The sequence below is a fragment of the Pseudarthrobacter enclensis genome (assembly GCF_001457025.1).
Classification (GTDB): Bacteria; Actinomycetota; Actinomycetes; order Actinomycetales; family Micrococcaceae; genus Arthrobacter; species Arthrobacter enclensis.
Window position 1 is genome coordinate 471,072 of record NZ_KQ758601.1, and the last position, 26,322, is coordinate 497,393.

The following is a 26,322-nucleotide window of genomic DNA, read 5'->3' on the forward strand; positions in this document are numbered from 1 at the left end:
CCTAGATGCGGGTGCGGTGGAAGTTCAGGTGGCTGCGGCTGGCAGTTGGCCCGCGCTGCCCCTGGTAGCGGTTGCCGTACTCACCCTGGCCGTAGGGGAACTCCGCGGAGGAGCTCAGCCGGAAGAAGCACAGCTGGCCGATCTTCATGCCCGGCCACAGCTTGATGGGAAGCGTGGCCATGTTGGACAGTTCCAGCGTGACGTGGCCGGAGAACCCGGGGTCGATGAACCCTGCAGTGGAATGCGTCAGGAGGCCCAGGCGGCCCAGCGAGGACTTGCCTTCGAGGCGGGCGGCGATGTCATCCGGGAGGGTGACCGTCTCATAGGTTGAGCCCAGGACGAATTCGCCGGGGTGCAGGATGAAGGCCTCGTCCTCCTCCACTTCCACCAGCCGGGTCAGCTCGGGCTGCTCCTGTGCCGGATCGATGTGCGCGTACTTGTGGTTGTCGAACAGCCGGAAGAACTTGTCAATCCTGACGTCCACGGACGACGGCTGCACCATCGCGGGCTCAAACGGTTCCAGCACGATCCGCTGGGAGTCTATTTCGGCACGAATATCGCGGTCTGAGATCAGCACCGTCCCAAATTACCGTATGCATTATCCACAGCCACATTTTTCCGTTGTTGCTGTAGCCCTGTGGGGCTAATGTTGCCTCAGATACTAGGCGCCGGATGGTCTCCCGGATGGCCCAACAGAGCTGGGGATGTTGTGAATAAAGTTGTCGCGCCCTCTGTGGTTGGCGTGCTGTGCGCGCTGGTGCTCGTTGCCGCGTCGCCCGGCCCGGTGTCCCTGCCGGCCGGGCCCGACCTGCCCGCCGCCTCTGGCCCGTCCCGGGTCTCGCTGGAGGCAGCGGACGCGCACGACGCCGGAACTTCCGTGGGCGGGGACGGTGCCGCCGGATCTCCGCTCACCCCGGCCGTGGACCCGGACATCCGCGCCGCCTCGCCGACGGCCCTGGACGCCGCCGCTCCGGACGCCGCTCCAGCGCCTGCGCCCCTTGCTTCGACCGGCGGTGCCGTTTCGCCGGGCGGCACTGTCCCGGCGGGCAGCACTGCAGCCACCACTGAACCGGCGGCCGCCCAGCCCGCGGCCGAGGTACCGTCCATCCCGCCACTGTGGGCACCCGACGGCGGACTGGGATCCCCGCCGGCCTCAGCCACCGGCCCGGCGCCCTCCACGCCGCAGGCCCCGCGCCCTTCCTCCGAGACGCTGGTCTCCCCCGAAGCGCTCGTCAAGGACAGCAATACGGCCGCCATCCTCACCGTGTTCAACAAGATCAACGAGTACCGCGCTTCCAAGGGCCTTAACCCGGTGAAGTACAACTCCACCGTGGCCGGCATGGCGCAGGAATGGTCGGACAGCATCGCGTCCCGCGAGGTCATTGAACACCGGGCCAGCTTCTGGACGGATCCCCGCGCGCTCAGCCCCAACAACGGCGCGGGCGAGGTCATCGCCATCCGCACGGACAGGGACGCCTCGCAGCTCGTCGAATGGTGGAAGGGCTCCCCCGGGCACAACGCCATGCTCATCGACCCCCGGTTCAACGTCATGGGCGCCGGGATCTCCTACACCAACTCCACCTACCAGATCTGGGGGGTGGTGAACTTCTTCGGCTACACCACCCTCCCGGCCGGCACGGTGGACTCCCCCGGCGGTTCTGCCGGAGGTTCGACCGGGGGCAACCCCTTCCCCCCGGCAACGCCCACCATGTGCGACGCCCCCGTCAAGCACATGCCACCCACCCTGGACCTCAGCGCCGCCTCCATCACCGGACCGGGCGACCTTGTCACCGTCAACGCCTCGGGCCAGCTCCTCAACAGGGCGTCGACGGGCGGGCGCAGCTACGCCGCCGCGAAGGTCATCGGATCGGGCTTCGGCGGAGCCAAGGAAGTCTTCGTCACCGACTGGGACCGCGACGGCGCCTACGACCTCGTCACCCAATGGACCACCGGCAACCTGACCCTCCACCGCGGCATCGCCACCGGAGGCTTCGAGCCCGCCGTCACCCTGGGCTCCGGGGGCTGGCAGTCCCTCACGCTCGCGGTGGGCGGGTGGTGCGCCAACAACAGGATGCCGCAGATCCTCGCGCTGGATACCGGCGGAAACCTGTACCTCTACCCCAACAAGGGCACCGGTGACCTCTCCGCAAGGACCCTCATCTCGGGCGGCATCAGCGCCGCGCGCCTGGCCATGGTGGACTACGACGCCGACGGCTTCCAGGATGTCCTGGCGCTTCGAACCGACGGCTCTGCGCTGCTGTACCGGGGCTGGGGAACCACGGCCCTGCGGTCGGAATCCCGGCCCACCGTCGCCACAGGCTGGCAGGATGTCACCGGCATCAGGGCGCTGAAGAACGTGACAGCCCTGAACTCCACCGGCATTGCCCTGCGCCGCGCCTCGGACACCGTGCAGTACTGGGACCTTTCGGGCGGAAGCCTCGCGTCGCCGACGAACATCACCGGTCCGTGGGCAGGCCAAAGGCTGGCCCAGTAGCGGAACCTAGCTGACGCTCTGCGGCTCCAGGACATCCTTCAGCCGCTCCAGCTGGGCCACTTCGGACCGGAGGCTTCGCTGTGCCATCTTGTTCAGGATCCCGAAGCGGTCCATGAACGCGAACGACCCCTCGGGCCGGACCTCAAGTGCATACCGGAGCCGGGTGCCGTCATTTTCGGTGCTGAGGTAGTACCCGCCGGAGCGGTTGGCCGGGCCGGAAATCACCCGGAACTGGATCTCGGCGCCCGGGCGGGCATGGGTGATCTCGAGTTCGGCCGGGATGCTGAGCCCGGACCTGCCGGCCACCATCTTGCGGTACACCGCGCCCTTGGCGCCGGCGGAGCCCTGCACCAGCTTCACGCTGCGGACCGAGTCACGCCACGCGGGCAGGTTGGTGGCGTCCATCAGGTACAGGTACACAGCCATGGCATCACGCCGGATGAGTACCTCGTGCTCTGCGAATGCCATGGGGCTCTTTCTGTGTCAACGCCGGCTTCCCGCGTTCGCACCTCCCCCTGGCGCCGCGGCTTTCCGGTTCAGGTTAGCCAGCCTGCCAGGCGCCCACCTAGCCAGAGACGGCGACGTTATTGAAGAGTTACTGGATGACGCAGCGGGAGCCGGGACACGGACGGCGCCGGCCACGGGTGGCCGGAGCCGCTGCGTATCTGCGCTAAGCTAAGTTCTGCCCCGCGGAAGCGGCGGCGACGCGGCTGTAGCTCAATGGTAGAGCGCTAGCTTCCCAAGCTTGATACGCGGGTTCGATTCCCGTCAGCCGCTCCAACAATCCTTACCGGCCTGCGCCGGTCCCGCACATCGACCCGGAGGGTCAACGCGGCCTTGCGGGCCAAAACGATTCCGAGCGTCAAGGCTGCCAGAGCCGGAACGCCGCCGGACACCAACAGCGCCGCGTGCGGGTCCGCGTGCTCGGCGATCCACCCCAGCATCGGGCCGCCCAACGCCTGCCCTCCGATCAGCACCATGATGTAAAGGCTCATGACCCGGCCGCGGATGGCCATGTTCGAGCTGATCTGCACCAGCTGGTTGGAGCCCGTGAGGAACATCAGGCACCAGAACCCTGACAGGACCATCACGGCGCCGAACGTGGCCAGCGACGGCGCCAGCGCCGCCAGGCAGAGCGTGGCCCCGTACATTCCGGCGCAGAACACCACGGACCGCAGGCGCAGGTGCCGGCGACGTGTCGAGGCCACCGCACCGATGAGGGCACCGGCGGCCACCAGGGCGTTCAGCATCCCGTATCCCCCGGCACCGATCCGGAAGACGTGGTCGGCGAAGGCAGCAAGGATCACCGGCAGACTCATCGCAAAGACTGCAATGAACCCGGCCATCAGCCATGGCCAGTAGATCGTGGGCTTCCCCAGCGCGTACCGCAGACCCTCCCGTACCATGCCCTTGCTCTTGGGGGCGGGGGCGCTCACATGCAGCTGGTCCTTGCGGAGGATCAGCAGCATGGCCACGGTTGAACAGCAGGCCACAGCGTTGGCCGCGAACGCCCAGCCGGCACCCACTGCCGTGAGGAGCAGGCCCGCCAGCGCCGGGCCGATCAGGCCTCCCAGCTGGAAAGTGGTGGAGTTGACGCTGATGGCATTGCGCAGGTACACCGGTCCCACGAGCTCATTGACGAAGACCTGGCGGGCCGGCTGGTCCAGTACGGTGACCAGACCCAGGACCAGCGCGATCACATAGACGTGCCACACCTCGATGGCTCCGGTGAGGGCAAGGGCGGCAAGCGCGGCGGCCAGGAATGCGGCCACGCTCTGGCACAGGATCAGGATCCTGCGCTTGGCGAACCGGTCAGCGATCATGCCGCCCCACGGTCCCAGGACCAGCGACGGCAGGAACTGCAGCGCCACGGTGATGCCCACCGCCGTGACGGATCCCGACAACTGGAGCACCAGCCAGTCCTGGGCAATGCGCTGCATCCAGATGGCGATCACGGCGATGAAGTGTCCCACCGCGAAGATGCGGAAGTTGGGCACCCTGAGCGAGATGAAGGTGTGCTTCCAGGGCAGCCGTTCCGCCACCACCGGCACCGGCTGGGTGCCCAAGCCGGGGTCCGCGTCGGGCGTGGTAAGTGGTTCCTTCGGTTCCGGGGGCTGCGCGGGCACTGACCCTGCAGAATCGATGACGGGCTGGCTGACGGTTGCCGACGACGGCGGTGGGGGTGCCACAGATTGTCCTCACAGTGGGTGCGGTCCGGGATGCCCTTAACGCTATGGTGGCGCCAGGAGATTATGGAGCCGTATTGTCCCTATAACTCGTATTGCGAACCGCAATACATGCCGCACTGAGCCGATGGAGTCCACCCTTGTTCGAACCAGCACAACTGCGCTCGTTCCTTGCCGTTGCTGAAACATTGAGCTTCACCAAGGCGGCGGACCGGCTGGGCCTGGCGCAGCCAACCATCAGCCAGCACATCAGGAAGCTGGAGACCGCCGCCAAACGGGTGCTCATCACCAGGGACACCCGGGACGTGCGTTTAACTGACAATGGCGATGCGATGGCCGGCTTTGCGCGGAACATTCTCGCCGCCCATGACGCCGCGGCGCGCTACTTCTCCGGCTCCGCCATGCGGGGCCGGCTTAGGTTCGGCACGGCGGACGACCTCGCCATCACCGGCCTTCCCAGGATCCTGCGCGAGTTCCGGCAGATTTACCCGCAGATCAACCTTGAGCTCACGGTGGGGCAAAGCGACCAGCTGTACCGCAAGCTCAACGCCGGCCAGCTGGACCTGGTGTTCGTCAAATGGGTGGCCGGCGCCAAGGACGGAACTGTGGTGCAGCATGACTCCTTTTCCTGGGTGGGACTGGAGCAAACCTCCCTGGAACCGGGGGCGCCTGTTCCACTGATCGCCTACCCCTCTCCCAGCCTCAGCCGCAAACTCGCCATCGACGCCCTGGAGGCCCACGGCCGCACTTGGCGGATCACCTGCACTACGCGCCAGATCAGCGGGGTGCTGGCCGCGGTCCGGGCGGGCATCGGGGTGGCCGTCATGCCGTCGTCGCTGGTGCCCGAGGACCTCAAAATCATCACCCGCCGGTTCGACCTGCCACCGGTCGGGGACGTCGACTTCACCCTGATCCGAAACCCCCTGGCCAACGCAGAGGTCATCGATGCCCTCACGCAGTCGATCGTGGGAAGGACCATCAACCGGCAGGGATAACCGGGCGGAGTCAAGCGCCGCAACGGCAGCCCGTCAAGGCCCTGCAGGGGCCAGGAATCCATTGATGTCAGATCGTTGCATAATCTATGCTGGTGTCTCCAGGGTCAAGCAGCAGGCCGGTTCTACAATACGGGCGCGCCTGAACCACAGGGACCGCCGCCCGGGACAGGCAGCCAATGACGACAGCCAGGAACACCCATCTCAACGCCGCCCACGCGCGCCCGCACACCAGCACGCGCCCGGCCACACGACAGTCCACCCTCGGCAGCGGAATCGCCACAGATTCGGGCTACATCGGAAAACCGACCTGCGACAAATGCCGGACGGACGAGTTCATCTACCTTGAGTCCTACATCCCGCCCACCTACCGGCACGACGGCTCCCTCTCCGCCTTGGGCGAGGTGGCCTACACCTGCACCCGGTGCGAGGACTTCTCGGCACACAGTGTGCCTGTCACCTGGACGCCGCCGGGCTGGTACCTGGGCTAGCGGAGATACAAAAGGTCCGGCGGTTTAGCTTGTGGAAACAAGCACAACCGCCGGACCTTTTTGTTTCTCCCGCGCTAGATCAGCGCATCGGACAGGTGGTTCGGCGTGCCGAACCGGTGGGCGGTGATGCTGACGGCCTGTTCATGCAGGAACGGCAGCAACTCCACGCGTCCGGCCTCGGTCACGGCGTGGGAGTACACCGCGATGTCGGGGCGGCCGTCCGTGGCCTCAGCCAGCGCTGCGGCGTCACCGCCGATCAGGCGGATGCGGGCTCCGGAGAGCTTGCCCGCCGAGGCGAGGCGGGCCGCCGAAGCCAGCCAGCCGGCGTCGGACTCCACCGTCGGTTCGATGTCCAGCCCCAGGAGCACGGCACGCAGCTGGGCGGGAAGTTCGACGGCGGTGGACACCGTGAGCGCAGACCCCGCCAGCACGCCGGCAGCGACGGTCCGCACCAGGTGGGCCAGGGATCCGCCCTCGGAGAGGCGCACGGTGACGGGCAGGCTGCGGTAGCGGAAGATGTTGCGCTCCGCGCTCAGGCCCGAGACGTCCTTGGCGGTGCCGAACTCTTCAGCCCAGGCCTCGGCGTCGGACGCCAGTGCCCGCTGCACGGACTCAAGGTCGGCCGGCTCCAGGCCGGCACCGGCGGCGTTGAGGATCCGGCGGACACCGGGGTGCGTGACGTCAGCCGTGGCGGACGCCTGGGCAGGGGTCCAGTCGCCCAGGCCGGCCAGGTAGTTCGGGCCGCCCGCCTTGGTGCCGGCACCAACCGCCGACTTCTTCCAGCCGCCGAACGGCTGGCGCTGCACAATGGCGCCGGTGATGCCGCGGTTGACGTACAGGTTGCCGGCCTGGATGGAGTCCAGCCAGATCCCGAGCTCCTCGGAGTTGAGCGAGTGCAGGCCCGCGGTGAGGCCGTACTCGATCTGGTTTTGGATGGCGATGGCTTCTTCGAGCGTGTCGGCGGTCATGACTCCCAGGACCGGGCCGAAGAACTCGGTCAGGTGGAAGTAGGAGCCGCGCTTGACGCCGTAGCGCACGCCCGGGCTCCAGAGCTTGCCCGTGTTGTCCAGCTTCCTCGGCTCAACGGCCCAGTTTTCGCCTTCGCCGAGGGTGGTGAGGGCGTTGAGGAGCTTGCCGTTGGCGGGCTCGATGATGGGGCCCATCTGGCTGGTGGGATCCTGCGGGTAGCCCACCTTCAGCGAGGTGACGGCGTCGATCAGCTGGTTGTGGAAGCGCTTGGACTTGGCCACCGAGCCCACCAGGATCACCAGCGATGCTGCCGAGCACTTCTGGCCGGCGTGGCCGAACGCTGAGTAGGCCACGTCCTTGGCGGCGAGGTCCAGGTCCGCGCTGGGGGTGACGATTATGGCGTTCTTGCCGCTGGTTTCGGCCAGCAGGGGCAGGTCCTTGCGGAAGGAGCGGAACAGCTCTGCGGTCTCGTAACCGCCGGTGAGGATGACGCGGTCCACGGCCGGGTGCGAGATGAGCTGCTTGCCGAGCTCCCGCTCACCCAGCTGGACCATGGTGAGGACGTCCTTCGGGACGCCGGCTTCCCACAGGGCTTCGACCATCACGGCGCCGCTGCGGGCGGCCTGTTTGGCGGGCTTGATGACGACGGCGGAGCCGGCGGCGAGTGCCGCGAGGGTGGACCCTGCCGGGATGGCGACCGGGAAGTTCCACGGCGGCGTGACAACGGTGAGTTTCGCCGGGACGAACGTGGCGCCGTCGACCGTGTCCAGCTTCCGTGCGGACTCCGCGTAGTAGTGCGCGAAGTCCACGGCTTCGCTGACTTCGGGATCGCCCTGGTCGATCGTCTTGCCGGTTTCGCTGGCCATGACCTCAAGCAACTCGGCGCGTCGGGCCTCCAGGACATCGCCGGCACGGTGCAGGATGGCCGCGCGTTCGTCGCCGGAGAGCCGGCCCCAGGCCTTGCCCTTGTCCACGGCCTTGTCGATGGCCTTGTTGAGGGCGGCTTCGTCGTTGATGAATGCTGCCTTCACCGAGGCGTTGCCCAGTGTGGAGCCGGGGACGCGCTCCAGGATGGCCCGGCCCCAGTCGCGGTTGGCCGGCAGCGACGGGTCGGTGTCCGGCGTGTTGTCGAAACCGGCGTGCGGCATCGGCACCGGGGGCAGGGTGCGGTCCTGGCGGCGGTTGGGCAGCGGCACGGTGTCATCCAGCGAGTCCAAAGAGGACAGGAAACGCTGCTTTTCACGATCGAACAGGCTCTCGTTCTTGTCCAGTTCGAAGACGGCGGACATGAAGTTCTCCTGGCTGGCGCCCTCCTCCAGGCGGCGGATCAGGTAGGCGATGGCGACGTCGAACTCGGACGGGTGCACCACCGGCGTGTAGAGCAGGAGGGAACCCACGTCCTTCTTGACGGCCTCTGCCTGGCCCTGGGCCATCCCGAGCAGCATCTCGAATTCGATGCCGGACTCTACCCCACGCTGCTTGGCCAGCAGCCAGGCAAACGCGATGTCGAACAGGTTGTGGCCGGCCACGCCGATCCGGATGTTTTGGATCCGCTCGGGGTGCAGGGCGTAGTTGATGACGCTCTTATAGCTGGTGTCCGAGTCCTGTTTGGTCCCCCAGGTGGCCAGCGGCCAGTCGTGCAGCGATGCTTCCACCTGCTCCATGGGCAGGTTGGCGCCCTTGACCACGCGGACCTTGATGCCGGCCCCGCCGTTCGCGCGGCGGTCGGCGGCCCAATCCTGCAGGCGGATCATGGCGGACAGTGCGTCCGGGAGGTAGGCCTGCAGGACGATGCCGGCCTCGAGGTCCTTGAATTCGGGGTTGTCGAGGAGCCGGGTGAAGACCGCGATGGTCATGTCCAGGTCCTTGTACTCTTCCATGTCCAGGTTGATGAACTTGGCCTTGCCTCCGGTGCTGCTGCCCGGGGCCGCGAAGGAATTGGCGAGCCGGAACAGCGGCGTGAGCTTCTCGACGACGTGTTCCACGGCTTCGTCGAAGGCCCAGGCGGAGTGCGGGGCAACGGTGGAGGACACCTTGATGGAGACGTAGTCGACGTCCGGGCGGGCCAGCAGGGTGTGCGTGCCCTCGAGGCGGCGCGAGGCCTCGTGCTCGCCGAGGACTGCCTCGCCGAGCAGGTTGACGTTGAGCTTGATGCCGTCCTTCTTGATCTTGGCGATGGCCGGCCCCAGCTTGGCGTCGGTGGCGTCAACGATCAGGTGGCCCACTATCTCGCGGAGGACTTTGCGGGCAATGGGGATGACGACCTGTGGCAGGGCCGGGGCCATGGTGCCGCCCAGCGCGACGGCGCTGCGCATGTACCAGGGCAGGAAGGCCGGAACCTTGGGTGCCAGCGCCGCGAGGTTGCGGGCGGCGACGTTCAGGTCCTCGGGCCGGACCACGCCGTCCACGAAGCCCACCGTGAAGTCCAGGCCGTTGGGGTCCTTGAGGACGCCGGCCAACTGCTCCGCGGAGGCGTCCACGGGAACCTTGGCGGCCTCGGTCAGCCAGTGGCGGACCAGGGCCACCGCTTCATCGGCAAGGGCCTTGGCCTGGGTGACATTAGCGTCGACGGTCTGCGGTGCGAAGCCGGCAGTCGCCGCCGTTTCCACTGCTGCGTGGGTCATGGTTTTCCTCGTTCTTTCCTGGGGTTGTGAGGAGGTCTTTCCACCAGTATGAGCTTCCACTCACATAAGATAAAGCGATCTTTTCCCACGAATACAGGTTAGAAATACCAATGCTTTCCCGGTGCCTCCAACAGCGCCGGTTAAACGCCGGCGGCAGGCCCTACCCCTCCCCCGTTGCCCTATCAGATCGAGTCCCTAAAACAGGGGTTTAGGGACTCGATCTGATAGGGCAACTTGGGGGCTTGGGGCGGGGCCTGCCGCGTTGGGGTCCCGGCCAGCGCGCCGGGCACAGGCGCGTCAGGCGAGGGGGCGGTGCATCTCCTCGATTTCCTCGTGCCGCGGGCTGTTGGGGTTCATAAGGGAGTTCTTTCGGCCATAGAAGAAGTAGATGGCCAGGCCGATCACCAGCCAGACGCCGAACCGCAGCCACGTTTCCCAGTGCAGCTGGAGCATCAGGAAGGCAGACGCCAGGACACCGAAGGCCGGGACCAGGGGCATCAGCGGCAGCCGGAACGTGCGGGGCGCGTCCGGACGCTTGTAGCGGAAGATGATGACGGACAGGCAGACGACGACGAACGCGGCCAGGATGCCGATGTTGGTCAGGTCCGCGACCTCCTTGATGGGGAACACTCCGGCCAGGAAGGCCGAGGCGATGCCGGCGATCCACGTAACGCGCTGCGGCGTGCCATGGCGGTCGGTCTTGGCGAACCATCCCGGAAGCAGCCCGTCCCGGCTCATGGAGAACCAGACGCGGGTAACGCCAAGGAGGAAGGTCAGCATCACCGTCAGGATGGACAGGACAGCGAAGACGGAAATGATGGTGGCAATGACCGGCAGGCCAACGGACGTGAAGGCGGACGCGAAGCCCGCCTTGGGATCGATGTCCTTGTAGTTCTGCATCCCGGTGAGCACCAGGGTGGCAGCCACGTAGAGCAGCATGGCGATGATGAGCGACAGGATGATCGCCTTGGGCATGTGCTTCTTGCCGTCCTTGGCTTCCTCCGCCGCGGTGCTCATGGCGTCGTAGCCGAACACTGCGAAGAAGACGGTGGCTGAGCCGGCCAGCACCGGGCCGAATCCGGACGGCATGAACGGGTTGTAGTTGTTGGTGTCGATGTAGAAGATGCCCAGCCCGACGATGAAGAGGATCAGGATGATCTTGATGGCCACTGCCACGAGTTCGAACCGGCCGAAGGCTTTGGTGCCGCGGGAGAGGATCCAGGTGACCAGCAGGCAGACCAGGATGGCCGGGATGTTGACGATGCCGCCCTTGCCCTCATCCACCGTGGAGGTCATCCACACCGGCATGTGGATGCCGATGCCGGACAGGAAGGCGTCCAGGTAGCCGGAGATGCCGATGGCCACCACCGCCACGATGGCGATGTATTCGAGCAGCAGGTCCCAGCCGATGAACCAGCCAATGACCTCGCCGAGGGCCACGTAGCCGTAGGTGTAGGCCGAACCCGCGCGCGGGATCATGCCGGCGAATTCCGCATAGGACAGGGCTGCGGCGGCAGAAGCGAGGCCAGCCACCAGGAAGGAAATCAGCACCGCGGGCCCCACTCCCGGGTTGCCTTCGCTTCCGGCGGCCACCAGCCCCGCAAGGGAGAAGATGCCGACACCGATGATGCCGCCCACGCCGATGGCGGTGAGCTGCCAGAGGCCCAAGGACTTGAACAGGCCGCTGTGCTTGTTTTCTTCTTCTATGTCATCGATGGGCTTTCGCCGCATGATGGACTGGCTCATATCTCTACTGCTCATCAGGGACTCCTGGTTGGGGTGCGACCCCGCCGCGGCACGCCAAACATGGTGTGACGGGGGTAACTCAGTTCCAACAGTATGCAAGCCTGTTTGCATTAGATAAAGTGACTACTTCTAACCTATATTCATTAGTTTCAGTTAGGAATTCCCCATGCTCGACGTGCGCCGGCTCAGGCTGCTCCGGGAACTGAGCATCAGGGGAACGCTGGCCGAGGTGGCCGAGGCGCTCCAGTACAGCCCGTCGTCTGTCTCCCAGCAGCTGGCCCTCCTGGAGAAGGAGGTGGGGGTGGAACTCCTCCGGAAAACCGGGCGGCGCGTACAGCTCACCCCGCAGGCAGAGGTCCTGGTGGCACACACCGCGCAGCTGCTGGAAACCATGGAGCAGGCGGAGGCGGACCTCGCGGCGTCGCTGACCACCGTGACCGGGACGGTGCGGATTGCGGTGTTCCAGTCGGCAGCGCTGGCACTGATGCCGGACACGCTGACCCGGATGGCTCAAACCTACCCGGAGGTGCGGATTGAGATGATCCAACGCGAACCGGAGACGGCGCTCCACGAAACCTGGGCGCGCGACTTCGACCTGGTGATCGCCGAGCAGTATCCGGGCCACGCCGCGCCCCGCTACCCGGAGCTGGACCGCGTGAAGCTCACCACCGACGCCATCCGGCTGGCGGTCCCGGCCGGGTCCGATGCCGCCACACCGGTCCGCACGCTCGCGGACACCGCCGAACTCCCCTGGGTCATGGAGCCGCGGGGTGCCGCATCGCGCCACTGGGCGGAGCAGGCCTGCCGCAGCGCCGGCTTCGAGCCTGATGTGCGCTTCGAGACGGCGGACCTGCAGGCGCAGGCGCGGCTGATCGAGTCCGGCAACGCGGTGGCGCTGATGCCGGACCTCGTGTGGACCGGCCGGGGCACCACCGCCCGGCTCCTGGAACTTCCGGGCAAGCCGCACCGCACCATCTTCACCTCGGTCCGCCGGTCCAGCACCCAGCGCCCGGCCATCCTGGCCGCGCGGGAAACCCTGGCTGCCGCTGCCGCAGCCGTGGCGGGCGCCGCAGGAAAATGAACGACGGCGGGTGACCACCCGCCGTCGTCCGCGTACCTTCCTGCCCAACGAGGCTTGGTGCCGCTGCGCGGGGACGGTCCCTGCGCAGGGACGTCCGCTGTCAGCGCGCAGTTAGGCCCGGGCAGCGCGGTGTTCCCTGCGTCACTGCGGGCAGACCGCCCCGGGGCTAAACTGGAGCCGTTATGAATCGAACAATGTTCAAGTCCAAAATCCACCGGGCCACCGTCACCCACGCCGACCTGCACTACGTGGGCTCCGTCACCGTTGACCTGGACCTGCTGGAGGCGGCGGACATCCTGCCGGGCGAGCTTGTCTCGATTGTGGACATCACCAACGGCGCGCGGCTGGAAACGTACACCATCGCCGGCGAGCGTGGTTCCGGAGTCATCGGCATTAACGGTGCGGCTGCCCACCTGATGCACGAGAACGACCTCGTCATCCTCATCACCTATGCGCAGATGACCACCGAGGAAGCCAAGGCCTATGAGCCCAAGGTGGTCCACGTGGACGGGCAGAACCGCATCATCCAGCTGGGGAACGATCCCGCTGAGGGCATCACGCCCGGCATGATGCGACCGCCGTTCGCGCTCAACAACGCCAGCCTGTAACCGGGGCGTGAGTCCCGGGAACTTTCTCCGCTGCCCGCGCCGGGTACCTCCTTGCTAGGGGTACTCGCCGGTTTCTTCGTGGTCTGGTGCATCATCCTGGTGGGCTGGTTCGTCGGGCGGCGGAAAATCCTCGGTGACAACGCCCGGCAGGTGCTCAGTTCCCTCACCTTCTTCGTGGCCAGCCCCGCGCTGCTGTTCGAAACCCTCAGCAAGGCGCGGCTGCAGGAGGTTTTCGCCGCACCGCTGCTCGTCACGGCGGTGGCCGCCATTGCCACCGCGGCGATCTTCTTCACCGTAGTGAAATTCTGGCTGAAGCGTTCGCTGCCGGAAGCGCTGATGTCCTCGATGTCCGCCTCGTTGGCGAACTCGGCCAACCTGGGTATTCCCATCGCGGTATACGTCCTGGGCGACGCAAGTTATGTGGCACCGCTGCTGATCTTCCAGCTGGCGTTCTTCACGCCGCTGTTCCTGATGATCCTGGACTCCAGCACCAGCTCACACCGCACCACGCCGCTCAGCTTCGTGTTCATGATCCTGCGGAACCCCATGATTGTGGGTTCTGCCTTGGGCCTGCTGGTGGCGGGGACGGGGTTCAAGGTCCCCGAACTCGTGCTGGAGCCGATCCACCTCATCGGCGGCGCCGCCATCCCGGCCATGCTGATCGCCTTCGGCATGAGCCTGAACGGAACCAGGCCCCTGCAGGCCTCGACCGGACGGCGGGCGGACACGCTCCTGGCCAGCAGCTTCAAGCTCGCGGTCCAGCCCGCCCTGGCGTACGTGTTCGCGCGCTTTGCCCTTGGCATGGACGGCCACGCCCTCTTCGCGGTGGTGGTCACCTCTGCCCTGCCTACCGCCCAAAATGTATTCGTCGCTGCCAGCCGCTACAAGACCGGCCTGACCGTGGCCAAGGACACCGTCCTGATCACTACAGTGGTGGCTGTTCCGGCAATGATCGGCGTCGCGCTGCTGCTGGCGTAACAACGTGGAATGGGAGACCCTGTGACAACAATTCTTGACACCGTGGTGATCGGCGGCGGAGCCATGGGGTCGGCCGCTGCGTGGGCCCTGTCCCGCCGGGGCCGCCAGGTGACGCTCGTGGAGCAGTTTGGCCCAGGGCACACCATCGGCGCCTCGCACGGCACCACCCGGAACTTCAACCCCGGCTACCACCGGCCCGAGTACGTTGCCATGGTGGCCGAGTCGCTCGACCTGTGGCATGAACTGGAGCAGGACAGCGGCGAAACACTCCTGGCCCCGACCGGCATCGTCACCCACGGCCCCGAGCCCATGCTTCCGGACGCGGCCGCCGCCTTGGTCCAGGCCGGGCTGCGGGCCGAGTTCCTGCACCCGGACGAGGCCGGCGAGCGCTGGCGCGGCATCCGCTTCGACCAGCAGGTCCTCTACATGCCCGACGGCGGCCAGCTCAATCCCGAGGCGGCGCTGCCCGCCTTCCAGCGGCTCGCCGTTGCCCGGGGCGCCGACATCCGGCACCACACCAAGGTGGTGTCCTTCGAGGTGGCGGACGACGGCGTCACGCTGGGCCTCGAGTCGGCCGCCGGCACGGAGGTGGTCACCGCCGCGCAGGTGGTGGTGACGGCCGGCGGCTGGACGGGGAAGCTCCTGGGCGCAGCAGTCGGCAGGCGGCTGCGGATTCCGAAGCTGACGGTCACGCAGGAGCAGCCGGCACATTTCAGGGTTGCGGACCCGGGCGCCGTCTGGCCCGGATTCAACCATTACCCGGGCGGGTCCGACTATGCCGGCTGGTACTCCCCCGTTTACGGCATGCACACTCCCGGCGAAGGCATCAAGGCCGGCTGGCACGGCGTGGGGCCCGTGGTGGACCCGGACCGGCGCTCGTTCCAGCCGGAGCCTGTCCAGCTGGCCGCCCTGCAGGACTATGCCCGGACCTGGCTCCCCGGCGTGGACGCGGACGCGTTCGAGGCCATCAGCTGCACCTACACCACCACCCCGGATGAGGACTTCATCCTGGACCGGATCGGTCCGGTGGTGATCGGTGCCGGTTTCTCCGGGCACGGCTTCAAGTTCACGCCGGTGGTGGGCCGGATCCTGGCTGACCTTGCCACCGGGACCCGTCCGGCGCCGGAGATCTTCAGCGCTTCCCGCTGACAGGTCCCGGCGACGCTACCGGTTGCGGCCCGGTTCCTCCGCCCCGGCGGACGCGGTATCCGCGCCCTGCTCCGTGCCCGCGCCGCGCTCTTCATCGCTGTTCCCGGACGCAGCGGCCCGGGTCTTCGGCATGGCCAGGACGGCGACGACGGTCAGCAGGCCGGCCGCCAGCGCCGCCAGGAACACGGCCCCGGACGCAGCCACCACGGCCTGGCCGTTGCCCTCACCTCCCGGGCTGGCCGAGTAGATCGAGTTGGCCACGGCACCGAACACCGCCACGCCCAGCGCGCTGCCGATGGAGCGGGCGAACATGTTGGTGCTGGTCACCACGCCGCGTTCGTTCCACGGCACACTGGACTGCGCGGCGATCAGCGTGGGCGTGGCCAGCAGGCCCAGGCCGAGTCCGACGACGAAGCAGCTTGCCGCTATCAGGGCCACGTTGGGAACGGCGGACGTCAGGGCAAGGATGGTAAGGCCCGCCACAGTGATGGAGATGCCGATCAGGCCGGTGGCCTTGAAACCGATCCGGAGGTAGAACCGGCCCGCCTGGGAGGCGCTGAGCGGCCAGCCGAGGGTCAGCGCGGCCAGGGCGAGGCCGGCCACGAGGGGTGAGACGGACAGTGCGCCTTCAAGGAAGGTGGGCACGTAGGAGGTCAGCCCGATCATCACCGCGCCCACGCCAAAGGATGCGAGGGCAGTGGTCACCAGCAGCCGGCGCGACACCACCCAGGACGGCAGGATAGGTTCCGGCGCGTGCCGCTCCACCAGGATGAAGGCGACCAGGAGGGCGGCACCTACGCCAAACACACCAAAGCTGACGGGCGAATCCCACGCCCACGCCTCCCCGCCCTGCAGGGCGCCGAGGATCAGCAGTCCGAGTGAGGCCGCCATCAGGGCAGCCCCGGCGTAGTCCACTGTGTGCCGGGCACGCTCCACGTCCTCGTGCAGGGTACGCACCAGCATCCATCCGGCCAGGATGCAGAGCGGGATGTTGACCAGGAAGATGCCGCGCCAGATGCCCAAGGCGGAGAAGGCACCGCCGAGGCTCGGCCCCACCACGGAGGACACTGCCCAGACGCTGGCCAGGTAGCCCTGGACCTTCGCGCGTTCCTCCAGCGAGTAGATGTCCCCGGCGATGGTGATGCTGACCGGCAGGACGGCGCCGGCACCGAGGCCCTGCAGCGCACGGAACGCGATCAGGGCCGGCATGCTCCAGGCGACGCCGCACAGGACGGATCCGAGCAGGAACAGTCCGATGCCGGTCAGGATGATCGGCTTGCGGCCCACCATGTCCGACAGCTTCCCGTAGATGGGCACCGACACGGCCTGGGCCAGCAGGTAGGCGGAGAACAGCCAGGGGAAGGACGAGAACCCGCCCACGTCGCGGACAATCGACGGGACTGCGGTGGCCACGATCGTGGAGTCGATCGCCACCAGTCCGGTGGACAGCATCAGGGCGATCAGGATGGGGCCGCGCTCCGAGCGGAATCCCACCCCTTGGGCGCGGGCGGTCATGATGGGTCTCGATTCAGTTCTGGTTCGCTGTTCCCTCCACTCTAGGTACCCCGGACCGGCGCTGCCTATCGTCCGGCCTGGTGTGCATCCAGGAGCCGGGCGCACCGGATGAACCCCAGGTGCGAGTAAGCCTGCGGGTGGTTGCCCAGGTGCGTCTCGGTTCCGGGATCGTACTCCTCCGGCAGCAGCCCGGTGGGTCCGAACAGGTTCACCAGCTGGTCGAACAGCTCCCAGGCTTCATCGATGCGCCCCACCGCCACGTAGGCTTCGATCAGCCAGGTGGTGCAGATGTGGAAGCCGCCTTCCAGGCCCGGCAGGCCGTCGTCGTACCTGTATCGGAATACCGTGGGGCCCACCCGGAGTTCCCGTTCGACGGCCGTGACAGTATCCAGGAACCGCTGGTCCGCAACGTCCAGCAGGCCGGACAGCCCGATATGCAGGACGGCGGCGTCAAGGTCCGGGCTGTCGTACGCCACTGTGTAGGACTGCGCAGCGTCGTCCCAGCCTTCGGTGAGCACTTCGCTGCGGATGGTGTCGGCGGTGGGAGCCCAGTCCGGGTGCGGTTCCCGGCCGTGCCGGGCCGCCGTCTTCAGGGCCCGGTCAAGGGTGACCCAGCACATCACCTTCGAGTAGACGTGGTGGCGTGCCGGGCGCCGGGCTTCCCAGATGCCGTGGTCCGGTTCATGCCAGCGTGCCAGGACTGCCGATGCCATCTGAACCAGCAGTTCCCAGTGCCCGTCCGCGAGTGTTTCCTCCTGCGCGCTCAGCGAATGGATCAGCTCGGCAACGGGGCCGAAGACGTCCAGCTGGACCTGGTGGTCCGCAGCGTTTCCGATCCGGACCGGTCGCGATCCGGCGTACCCGGGAAGGCTGTCCACCACGGCTTCGGTGGACAGCGGCGCCCCGGTCACCGAATACAGCGGGTGCAGCCACTCGGGGCCGGGTGCATGTTCCAGGATGCGGCCCAGCCAGGCGAGGAATCCTGCAGCCTCCTCGGTGGAGCCCAGGTCCACCAGGGCGTTCACGGTCATGGAGGCGTCCCGCAGCCAGCAGTAGCGGTAGTCCCAGTTCCTGGTCCCGCCGATTCCCTCGGGCAGCGAGGTGGTGGGGGCGGCCAGGACCGCTCCGGTGGGTTCATGGACCAGGGCGCGCAACACCAGCGCGGAGCGGCGCACCAGGGATGGCTTCACAGCGGGCAAAGCCAGCTTCTGCACCCATTGGCGGGCGTGAAGGGCCACCTCTGCCCGCCGGTCCAGTTCCCCAAGCGGGTCCGCCGGGCGGGGTTCGGTGTCCCCGCACCGCAGGTTGAGCACCACGGGCCCGGATTGCAGGTTAACCGAGGCAATGGCTGTGCCGTGCCGGCCATCGGAGGTGATGCTGAAAGCCACACCGGGCGCAAAGAGGATGATAGGTTCCGAGGTGCCCACCAGGTGCAGCTCGTCGCCACGGACCTCCAGGCTGAACGGCGCGTTGGCGTAGTCCGGCCGCGGAGCGAACGTGATCCGGGCGGCGCCCGTGCCGGTCAGGACCCGGACCAGGCTGGTGATTCCTTCCGGCGCCGGTTCGAGGTAATCCGTGACAGTGACATCGGCCCAGCGGGTTTCCACGATCATGGTGCTGTCCACATAGCGCTGGCCCAGGACCTGCGATGCCTTGGCGGGTTCAACGGAAAAGTGGCCGGCGGCGTCACCACCCAGGATGTGGGCGAACACCGAGCCGGAATCGGGCAACGGATGGGTCATCCAGCAGACCTTGGCGTCCGGCGTCAGCAGCGCGGTGGAGGAGCCGTTGCCGAGCATCGTGTGCCGTTCCAGGCCTACGGCGTCCTCGCCGAACAGCCAGGCCCGCCGCAGTTCGAAGAGCAGGGCGAGGACGCGGGCGAAAGCCTCGGGGTCACGGACCCGGTGGCCCGCGGAGGTGTCCCCCGGACCGACCCGAAGTCCCAGGTCGGGGCCGCGGAGGGTGCCGATGGCCAGTTCGTCGCTCTCGGCGTCACCGGCGAACATGGCCGCGCTGGCGCCAAGCCGGGACCGCAGTGCCTCCAGTGCGGCCGCTTTGGAGGGTTCCACCACCGACAGGTCAAGGACCGATCCGTCCACGATGAAGAACAGCCCGTGGGCCCTGGCGATCCCGCGGGCCGCCTCGGTCACGGCTGCCACCACGTCAGGGTGCGCAGGACGGGTGTGGACCGAAACCGCCACGGGCTTACGTTCAATCCAGATGCCTTTGTGGAAGCCCACGGCCTCATTCAGGGCGGCGTTGACCTTCTGCAGGGTGGCCTCGGTGGCGAGGGTCTGGGCGTGGGCGAATCCCATGTCCGTTTCCGCGCCGTGCGACCCCACCAGGTGCACCTCCACCGGGAGCCGCGACACGGCGGCAAGGTCCCGGAGCGAGCGCCCGGAAATGATGGCCGCATGGGTGTTGGGCAGGGCCGCGAGCGCCCGCAGGGCAATGGCCGCACTGCCCAGAGGGAGGATTTCGGTGGAAATGCCCTCGGCGTCGCACAGGGTGCCGCCGTAATTGCAGGCCACCAGCAGGGAGGGAACGCGGGCCAGCACTTTGAGCTCTGCCATGAGGGCGGGCGTCAGCCCGCTGTCCGCCGCGTCCGCCTGGACGAAGCTGCGCAGCACGTCCAGTGGCAGGGACCGGGTGAGCAGGGCGGAATCCGCCACGCTCTGGTTCAAAGGCGTGGGCATCGGGGACCCTTTCGAGCAGGACCAGGCCGGAAATGCAGCCGCCGGATCACCGGCGGACTACCGGTTGGCGCCCCTCCCGGAAATCCTGGCGGATCCCCGGGGGAGCGGTTCCATCGTCATCCCCGGCGGTTTCCCCTGAAAGTCCCCTTCATTGCGTATGTGTAAAAGTCCGGCCGGCGCGTCAGACCCGGGCCAGCCCGGCGGCCGTGGCCAGCAGCTCAACGGACCGCAGCCGCGCCTCCGTGCCGGTGCTCTGGTGGGCCACGATCAGTTCGTCGGCGTTGGCGTGCCGTCCGAAACCGTCAAGGTAGTCCAGGACGGCGTCCGGGGTTCCCACCGCGGAGTAGGTCATCATCTGGGAAACATGCTGCCCCTGCGGGGAGTCCAGGATCATGTCTGCTTCGTCGTCCGTGAATTCGCGGGTGCCGCCGCCGAAGAACAGGGAAACCCGTGCGCGTTTGGTGGCCTGCATCATCTCCTGCGCCTCGGATGCGGAATCGGCGGCGATGACGTTCACGCCGGCGATGACGTGGGGCGCATCCAACTGGGCCGAGGGCTTGAACTCGCGGCGGTAGAGCGCCACGGCGTCCTTCAGCGCGTTGGGGGCGAAGTGCGAGGCGAAGGCGTACGGCAGGCCAAGCTGCGCGGCCAGGCGGGCGCCGAACAGGGAGGACCCCAGGATGTACAGCGGGACGTTGGTGCCCTTGCCCGGCGTGGCCTCCACCCCCTGGATCCGGGTGGGGCCGGTGAGGTAGCCCTGCAGCTCCAGGACGTCCTGCGGGAAGCTGTCGGCGGACATGGGGTCGCGCCGCAGTGCCCGCATGGTGTTCTGGTCGCTGCCGGGCGCCCGGCCCAGTCCCAGGTCGATCCGGCCCGGGTGCAGGGTTTCGAGGGTGCCGAACTGCTCGGCGATGGTCAGTGGCGAGTGGTTGGGCAGCATCACGCCGCCGGCACCCAGGCGGATGGTTTCGGTGTGCGCGGCCACGTGGGCGATCAGGACGCTCGTGGCGGACGAGGCGATGGAGGACATGTTGTGGTGCTCGGCGTACCAGACACGCCGGTACCCCAGCCTCTCGGCGCTTTGCGCCATGGCCACGCTGCCCGCGAAGCTTTCCGCCGCCGTCTGGCCTTTGCCGATGGTTGCTAGGTCAAGGATGGAAAGCGGAAGGGTCACGTCGGGTGCCGGCCTTTCAAAGCGTTGCGGAGGGGAAATCTTGCGGAGTCTGGCCCGCCGGGTCGCGGCAGGCACAAAGGACATAACGACGGCGGCCCGCGGCTTATTTCTGTGATCTGCGGAATACGCAGCACACTGATGATGTTGCCGCCCCTATGAGCCCAGAGACGAAGAGCACAGAGACAACGAACCAGCTGGAGCTGTCCGACACCATCGACCTCAAGGACCTGGGAACCGTGCACCGGCTCGGCTTCGGTGCCATGCGCATCGTCGGCGACGGCGTGTGGGGTGAGCCCGCGGACCGAGAAGCGGCGCGCGCGGTGGTGCGCCGCGCCGTCGAACTCGGTGTCGACTTCATCGACACCGCGGATTCCTATGGCCCCAACATCAGCGAGGAAATCATCGCCGAAGCCCTGCATCCGTACCAGGAGGGGCTGAAGATCGCCACGAAGGTGGGCTTCGCGCGGACCGGACCCAACAAGTGGGTACCCGTTGGCCGGCCCGAGTACCTCCGCCAGCAGACGGAGCTGAGCCTGCGCAAGCTCAAAGTGGACAGCATCGACCTGCTGCAGCTGCACCGCATCGACCCCAAGGTGGATCCGGAGGAGCAGTTCGGCGTGCTGCGCGAGCTCCAGGACGAGGGCAAGGTCCAGGCACTGGGGCTGTCGCAGGTGAGCGTGGCCGAGCTCGAAGCCGCCGGCAGGCACTTCACGGTGTCCACCGTACAGAACCGCTACAACCTGACGGACCGCAGCTCAGAGGACGTGCTGCGGTACTCGGAGGAGAACGGCATCGGCTTCATTCCGTGGGCCCCGATCTCTGCCGGCGAGCTGGCCCGGCCGGGTGGTCCGCTGGATGAGGCGGCAAAGCGGCTGGGGGCCACCACCTCGCAGGTGGCGCTGGCATGGCTGCTCCGCCGCTCCCCCGTGATGATGCCCATCCCCGGCACGGGGTCCGGCAGCCACCTGGAGGAAAACCTGGCGGCTGCGGGACTCAGGCTCGATGACGACACGTACGCTGGGCTGGAGGCCGCCGGCAGGTAGCGGCGGCGTCCCAGGCAGTATCCCAGCACCACGACAGGCAGGAGAACAGCATGGCCAACGTTTTGATGGTTGTCTCGGCAGCCGATTCCCTCACCATGAAGGACGGCAGTGAACACCCCACAGGTTTTTGGGCCGAAGAGCTGGTGGTCTCCCACCAGACCCTGACCGATGCCGGGCATACGGTCCACATCGCCACCCCCGGCGGGGCCAAGCCCACGGTGGACCAGGTCAGCCTGGCACCGGATGCGGCCGGAGGCGAGGAACGCGCGGAGGGCTTCCGGGACTACCTGGCCAAAATCGGCGGCGAGCTGTCGCAGCCGCTGGTGCTCGCCGACGTCGACATCCCGGGCTACGACGCCGTGGTGATGCCCGGCGGCCACGGGCCCATGTCCGACCTCTACAAGGATGCGGACCTGGGCAGGCTGCTGGTGGCAGCGGACGGCGCCGGCAAGGTCATTGCGCCGTTCTGCCACGGCCCCGCGGGGCTGCTCAGCGCAACGTCCGACGACGGGACGTTCGCTTTCGCTGGCCGCCGCCTGACAGTCTTCAGCAACGAAGAGGAACTCAACGGCGGTACCGGCGAGAACACGCCATGGCTGGTGGAGGACGCGCTGAAGGAGAAGGGCGCCGAGGTGGACAACGCCGCCGCCTGGACGTCGCATGTGGTCCGCGACGGCAACCTCATCACCGGGCAGAATCCTCAGTCCAGCGAGGACGTGGCCAAGGAAGTCATCAACGCCCTGGGCTGACAATCCAGTTCCAGTGCTCGATCGAAGCAAGCACAAGTGAGGGGCCCGGCCGTGGTGGCCGGGCCCCTCATTGGCGCACGTCATTGGGCGCCGCTTTCCACACCGCTACACGGCGCAGCCTCCCAGCGCGATGGTGCCGTCGATGGCGGCGATCTGGTTCATGACCGTTCCGAGCTGGGCCGTCAGTGCCTTGACCGCATCTTTCTGGGTCTGGATGGCAACCTGGTTGGCGCCCTTCTTGGCCGTCAACTCCAACAACTTCGCGTTAGCTGCCACGAGCTGAGTGTCCAGCCCGTTCAACTGGGCCTGCAGCGCCGCCAGGTTTGCTTCGGCGGCGGTGATTTCGCCGTTGAGCTTGTTCAGCTGCTCCAGGAGCGGCGCCACCCGCGTCTGCAGGGACAGGATCTCCGCCTCCTTGGCACCGATCAGGGCGTTGACGCCGCTGACCTGTTCGGCAAGGCTGCCGGCCAGCTGGTTCAGGGAAGCAACCTCACCCTCCTTGGCGGCCACGGCTTTGTTCGCCTGGTCAAGGGTTGCCTGGAGTCCCGGCAGCTGGTCCTGCAGCGCTGACACTGCAGTTTTCCCGGCGTCCACGGCGGCGTTGGCGGCTGTGAGCTGGTCCTGGGCTGAGGCCAGGGCTTTCTCTTTGTCTGCCAGGACTGCCTGCTGATCAGAGATTTCCTTCTGAGCTGCTTCCACGTTGGACGTCAGGCCGGGGAGCGCAGCCTCAAGGCCCGCCACCACCTTTTGCTGGGCGTCCACGGCGGCCCCTGCCTCGGCTGCGGAGGTTTCGAGACCCGGGAGCTGGGCCTGCAGGGCGGAGATGTCGGCCTGCTTGGCCGTGACCGCCGCGTTGGCCTGGGTGACCGCGTCCTGCAGGGCCGGGATTTGGCCCTTGAGGGTGGCGATGTCGGTTTCCTTGGCGGTGACGGCGGTGTTGGCCGCGGTCAGGGCGGCCTGCAGCGGGGCTGCCTGCTGCTGGAGGGCGCTGCTTTCCTGCTGCTTGGCGACGAGCTGGGTGTTCAGGGTGTTCACCTGGCTGTTGAGGGTGGCCAGGTTGCCCTGCAGGCCGGAGATCTGGGCGGTCTTGTCCGTGATCTGGTTGGTGACGCTGGTCAATTCGGCCTGTTTGGCGGTCCGTTGCTCCTCCAGGTTCCGCTTCTTGATTGAGTTGCCGTTAATCGCGTCGATCTGGCTGGTCAGGGAGGCGATCTCCGTCTCCAGGGTTGTCTTCCTGGAGTCCAACGCCGGCAGCTCGTTTTGGAGTGTGGCGAGCTGTGCCGTCTTGGTGGCGATCTCCGCGTTCTTCGCGGTGACCTGGCCCTGGAGGCTGAGGATTTCGGCGTTGACGGCGGTGATCTTCGCCGTGTTGTCATCCACCGCCTTTTGAGCTGCCGCGGCATCGGCCTGCAGCTTGGCGAGGTCGGCCTGGGCCGCAGTGATGGCGGCGTTCTTGGCGTCCAGGGTGGACTGCGCAGTGGCTGCAGCGGCCTGCAGCGTGGCAAGTTCTCCCTGGGCAGCGGCGATCTGTGCCTTCTTGGACTCCACAGCAGCGTTGGCTGCTGACGCCGTCCCCTCCAGCTCGGTGAGCGTCTTCTGCGCCCCAGCCACCTTGTCCTTTTGTGCCTGCAGCGCGTCGGCGGCCACGCTCCCTGCAGCTTCCAGGGCCTTCAGGTCGTCTTCGGCCGCAGCCACCTCCTGCTCCGCTGCCGCCACTGCGCCGGCGGCCAGCTTGGCTTGGGACTCCAAGGCGGCAAGGTCCGTTTCGGCCTGCCGAATCTGTGCTTCCTTGGCGGCGACGTCGGATGCTGCCGCAGCAGCCGCCTGCTTGAGGGACTCAAGTTCGGCCTCCGCGGCGGCGAGCGCCTGGCTGTTGGCATCCTGCCGGGACTTCAACTCCGCGGCCGTGTGGCGCAGGTCCGTTGCGGCGGATTCGGCTGCGGCCTGTTCCTTCTCCAGCGAGGCCACCTCGGCGGCCAGGGCGTCCCGGGATCCGGTCAGGCTGGACATCGCCCCCTGGGCTTCGGCAACAGCCACCTTTGTCCGGGTGATCTCCGCCGTGATATCGGCGATGGCGGCCTCGGCGGCAGCCGCTTCCTGAGTCAGTTGGACGTCCTGTTTGTCCAGCTGCAGGAGCTGCTGATTTGTCGCTGCAATGGACGCGTTCAGGTCGGCCGCCTGGGACTGCAGCTTGTCCCGTTCCGCCTGCAGGGCCGCGATGGCGTCCGCGTTCTTCCTTGCGGCCGCCTTCAGCAGGTTCTCCTGTACGGTGCCCCGGTGCGCCATCTGATTCACCACGCCGTTGCAGATTCCCGTGGTGCCGGCCGGCGCGGCGGTTGCCGGCTGGACCAGCACCAGGCTGGTGGTCAGCAGGCCGGGGAGGACGACGGCGGCGGCAAGGCGGCGCCGAAGAACGGACGGGGTGGGGGAAGTGCGCATGTGTGCTCCTGTTGAGACCTGTGCGGCGGCCGCCGTTGGCCGCCCGGTCATCCCACGGTAGGGGGCCCGCCCGGGGGAGAACACGCGTAATCGGCCACCTGACTTCGCCGCCAAGGTACTCGTTTTCCGGAGCCGCGGAAGGCAAGGACTACTTGGTTTTCAGCCGTCGGGAGGCCCGGATTGTGACAGCAGCGGTCCTCCGGTGACTTGCCGTTACCCCCTGTCTCGCCCCGTTGCGGGGGCCTTTGATTCTGCCTGCGACGCTCCCGGATAGTTGCTGCAACGCGCATCATCCACCGCATCCACCACCCCGTCCAAGGAGGACAACCATGGCTCCCCTCAAGCCGAAACCGGCCGTCATCGCTGCGCTGGCGGCGTCCCTGCTGGGCCTCGCGGCGTGCGCCGATCCGGGCGCATCGGCGGCGACGGCACCGACGTCGGAAGCAACCGCCACCGCGGCCGGCAAGACGTTCAACCTGTCCCCCGAGCAGGACCGGTTCAAGGTCGACGCCTACCAGCCCGCCGCGGCTCAGGTTCCCGACGCCATCAAGGCCGATGGCAAGCTGACGGTGGTGACCACTGGTGGCACGGCCCCGCTGAGCACGTTCGCCTCTGACAACAAGACCCTCATTGGCAGCGAAGTGGACATCGCCTACGCCGTGGGCGAATCCCTGGGCCTGCAGGTCGAGGTCCTACCGGTGGCCTGGGCTGACTGGCCGCTGGGCATCGAGTCGGCCAAGTACGAGGCCGTCCTCTCGAACGTCACCGTCACCGAGGCGCGGAAGGAGAAGTTCGACTTCGCCACCTACCGCAACGACCTGCTGGGCTTCTACGCCAAGAGTGACTCGGACATCACCGAGGTCAAGGAGGCCAAGGACGTGGCCGGCAAGCGCGTCATCGTCGGTTCCGGTACTAACCAGGAGGCGATCCTGGTGCGCTGGGACGAGGAAAACAAGAAGAACGGGCTTAAGCCGGTGGAATTCCAGTATTACGACGACGACTCAGCCTCCACGCTCGCCATCCAGTCCGGCCGCGCGGACCTGACCTTCGGTCCCAACGCCGGCGCTGCCTACAAGGCGGCAAAGGACGGGAAGACCAAGCAGGTGGGCACCCTGGAGGGCGGTTGGCCCCTGAAGGCCGAGATTGCCTTCACCACCAAGAAAGGCAACGGCCTGGCCGTAGCAGCGCAGACCGCCCTGAACCACCTGATCGACGACGGCACCTATGCCAAAATCCTGGACCGCTGGGGCCTGTCCTCCGAGGCAATCCCCAGGTCCGAACTGAACCCGGCAGGCCTTCCCAAGAAGTAACGGCCTGCCGACGAATGGATCCCCGCCCGGGTGCTGGACATCGGGGCGGGGATCCTTCGCGTCCGGGCACCGTAGCGC

General features: G+C 67.3%; 20 protein-coding genes and 1 tRNA gene. 12 read left to right on the forward strand and 9 right to left on the reverse strand.

Features of this window, described 5'->3' with window-relative positions:
• Nucleotide 1: 1 nt before the first annotated feature.
• Entirely contained in the window at nt 2-577 is a 576-nt protein-coding gene (dcd, locus tag AS031_RS10190) for a dCTP deaminase (protein ID WP_058268012.1), read from the reverse strand.
• A gap of 132 nt (nt 578-709) precedes the next feature.
• Here dcd and AS031_RS19485 point away from each other — a divergent pair, with 132 nt between their 5' ends.
• Complete coding sequence (locus AS031_RS19485; protein ID WP_228379609.1) at nt 710-2,494, forward strand: CAP domain-containing protein; 1,785 nt, start codon at nt 710-712, stop codon at nt 2,492-2,494.
• Nucleotides 2,495-2,500: 6 nt separating this feature from the next.
• Here AS031_RS19485 and AS031_RS10200 read toward each other — a convergent pair whose 3' ends face one another.
• Nucleotides 2,501-2,962: an SRPBCC family protein gene (locus AS031_RS10200; RefSeq protein WP_058268013.1), complete on the reverse strand. Its 462-nt coding sequence runs from the start codon at nt 2,960-2,962 to the stop codon at nt 2,501-2,503.
• Nucleotides 2,963-3,200: 238 nt separating this feature from the next.
• Between AS031_RS10200 and AS031_RS10205 the strand changes: the two genes are divergently transcribed.
• Nucleotides 3,201-3,274 (forward strand) — tRNA-Gly (locus AS031_RS10205).
• On the opposite strand, the gene AS031_RS19490 is transcribed toward AS031_RS10205, so the two are convergent.
• Nucleotides 3,226-4,683: an MFS transporter gene (locus AS031_RS19490; protein WP_074446955.1), complete on the reverse strand. Its 1,458-nt coding sequence runs from the start codon at nt 4,681-4,683 to the stop codon at nt 3,226-3,228. The two genes, AS031_RS10205 and AS031_RS19490, sit on opposite strands and share 49 nt — an antisense overlap.
• A gap of 137 nt (nt 4,684-4,820) precedes the next feature.
• Between AS031_RS19490 and AS031_RS10225 the strand changes: the two genes are divergently transcribed.
• Nucleotides 4,821-5,675 carry a LysR family transcriptional regulator gene (locus tag AS031_RS10225; protein ID WP_058268017.1) on the forward strand — a complete coding sequence of 285 codons (855 nt, stop codon included), beginning with the start codon at nt 4,821-4,823 and terminating at the stop codon, nt 5,673-5,675.
• Between the two features lie 176 nt (nt 5,676-5,851).
• Nucleotides 5,852-6,163: a hypothetical protein gene (locus AS031_RS10230; RefSeq protein ID WP_058268018.1), complete on the forward strand. Its 312-nt coding sequence runs from the start codon at nt 5,852-5,854 to the stop codon at nt 6,161-6,163.
• 74 nt (nt 6,164-6,237) lie between these two features.
• On the opposite strand, the gene AS031_RS10235 is transcribed toward AS031_RS10230, so the two are convergent.
• Together AS031_RS10235 and AS031_RS10240 are read right to left on the reverse strand one after the other, a co-directional pair.
• The gene (locus AS031_RS10235) at nt 6,238-9,756 is read right to left on the reverse strand and encodes a bifunctional proline dehydrogenase/L-glutamate gamma-semialdehyde dehydrogenase (RefSeq protein WP_058268019.1); all 3,519 of its coding nucleotides are present in this window, start codon (nt 9,754-9,756) and stop codon (nt 6,238-6,240) included.
• A 297-nt stretch (nt 9,757-10,053) separates the two neighbouring features.
• A complete protein-coding gene (locus AS031_RS10240; protein ID WP_058268020.1) occupies nt 10,054-11,517 on the reverse strand; it encodes an amino acid permease in 1,464 nt (487 codons plus the stop codon).
• 151 nt (nt 11,518-11,668) lie between these two features.
• On the opposite strand from AS031_RS10240, the gene AS031_RS10245 reads away from it, so the two are divergent.
• The 4 genes from AS031_RS10245 to AS031_RS10260 all read left to right on the forward strand — a co-directional run bounded on the left by AS031_RS10245 (nt 11,669) and on the right by AS031_RS10260 (nt 15,318).
• Complete coding sequence (locus AS031_RS10245; protein WP_058268021.1) at nt 11,669-12,583, forward strand: LysR family transcriptional regulator; 915 nt, start codon at nt 11,669-11,671, stop codon at nt 12,581-12,583.
• 182 nt (nt 12,584-12,765) lie between these two features.
• Complete coding sequence (gene panD / locus AS031_RS10250; RefSeq protein ID WP_176716531.1) at nt 12,766-13,191, forward strand: aspartate 1-decarboxylase; 426 nt, start codon at nt 12,766-12,768, stop codon at nt 13,189-13,191.
• Nucleotides 13,192-13,242: 51 nt separating this feature from the next.
• Nucleotides 13,243-14,169 (forward strand): AEC family transporter, encoded by a 927-nt coding sequence (locus AS031_RS10255; protein ID WP_058268023.1) that lies wholly within the window; start codon nt 13,243-13,245, stop codon nt 14,167-14,169.
• Nucleotides 14,170-14,190: 21 nt separating this feature from the next.
• Entirely contained in the window at nt 14,191-15,318 is a 1,128-nt protein-coding gene (locus AS031_RS10260) for an FAD-dependent oxidoreductase (protein WP_082641988.1), read from the forward strand.
• A gap of 15 nt (nt 15,319-15,333) precedes the next feature.
• On the opposite strand, the gene AS031_RS10265 is transcribed toward AS031_RS10260, so the two are convergent.
• Nucleotides 15,334-16,833, reverse strand: a complete 1,500-nt coding sequence (locus tag AS031_RS10265) for an MFS transporter (protein WP_228379610.1) — start codon at nt 16,831-16,833, stop codon at nt 15,334-15,336.
• Nucleotides 16,834-16,898: 65 nt separating this feature from the next.
• Nucleotides 16,899-19,529, reverse strand: a complete 2,631-nt coding sequence (locus AS031_RS10270) for a trehalase-like domain-containing protein (RefSeq protein WP_058268025.1) — start codon at nt 19,527-19,529, stop codon at nt 16,899-16,901.
• On the opposite strand from AS031_RS10270, the gene AS031_RS19945 reads away from it, so the two are divergent.
• Nucleotides 19,483-19,668 (forward strand): hypothetical protein, encoded by a 186-nt coding sequence (locus AS031_RS19945; protein WP_169793872.1) that lies wholly within the window; start codon nt 19,483-19,485, stop codon nt 19,666-19,668. The two genes, AS031_RS10270 and AS031_RS19945, sit on opposite strands and share 47 nt — an antisense overlap.
• A gap of 42 nt (nt 19,669-19,710) precedes the next feature.
• Here AS031_RS19945 and AS031_RS10275 read toward each other — a convergent pair whose 3' ends face one another.
• Nucleotides 19,711-20,703: an LLM class flavin-dependent oxidoreductase gene (locus AS031_RS10275; RefSeq protein ID WP_058268096.1), complete on the reverse strand. Its 993-nt coding sequence runs from the start codon at nt 20,701-20,703 to the stop codon at nt 19,711-19,713.
• Between the two features lie 155 nt (nt 20,704-20,858).
• Between AS031_RS10275 and AS031_RS10280 the strand changes: the two genes are divergently transcribed.
• Both AS031_RS10280 and AS031_RS10285 read left to right on the forward strand, forming a co-directional pair.
• Nucleotides 20,859-21,746 (forward strand): aldo/keto reductase, encoded by an 888-nt coding sequence (locus tag AS031_RS10280; RefSeq protein WP_058268026.1) that lies wholly within the window; start codon nt 20,859-20,861, stop codon nt 21,744-21,746.
• A 50-nt stretch (nt 21,747-21,796) separates the two neighbouring features.
• Nucleotides 21,797-22,495, forward strand: coding sequence for a type 1 glutamine amidotransferase domain-containing protein (locus AS031_RS10285; protein WP_058268027.1), 699 nt, complete (start codon nt 21,797-21,799; stop codon nt 22,493-22,495).
• A gap of 105 nt (nt 22,496-22,600) precedes the next feature.
• On the opposite strand, the gene AS031_RS10290 is transcribed toward AS031_RS10285, so the two are convergent.
• A complete protein-coding gene (locus tag AS031_RS10290) occupies nt 22,601-24,934 on the reverse strand; it encodes a coiled-coil domain-containing protein (protein WP_058268028.1) in 2,334 nt (777 codons plus the stop codon).
• A 329-nt stretch (nt 24,935-25,263) separates the two neighbouring features.
• On the opposite strand from AS031_RS10290, the gene AS031_RS10295 reads away from it, so the two are divergent.
• A complete protein-coding gene (locus AS031_RS10295) occupies nt 25,264-26,244 on the forward strand; it encodes an ABC transporter substrate-binding protein (protein WP_058268029.1) in 981 nt (326 codons plus the stop codon).
• Nucleotides 26,245-26,322: the final 78 nt, after the last annotated feature.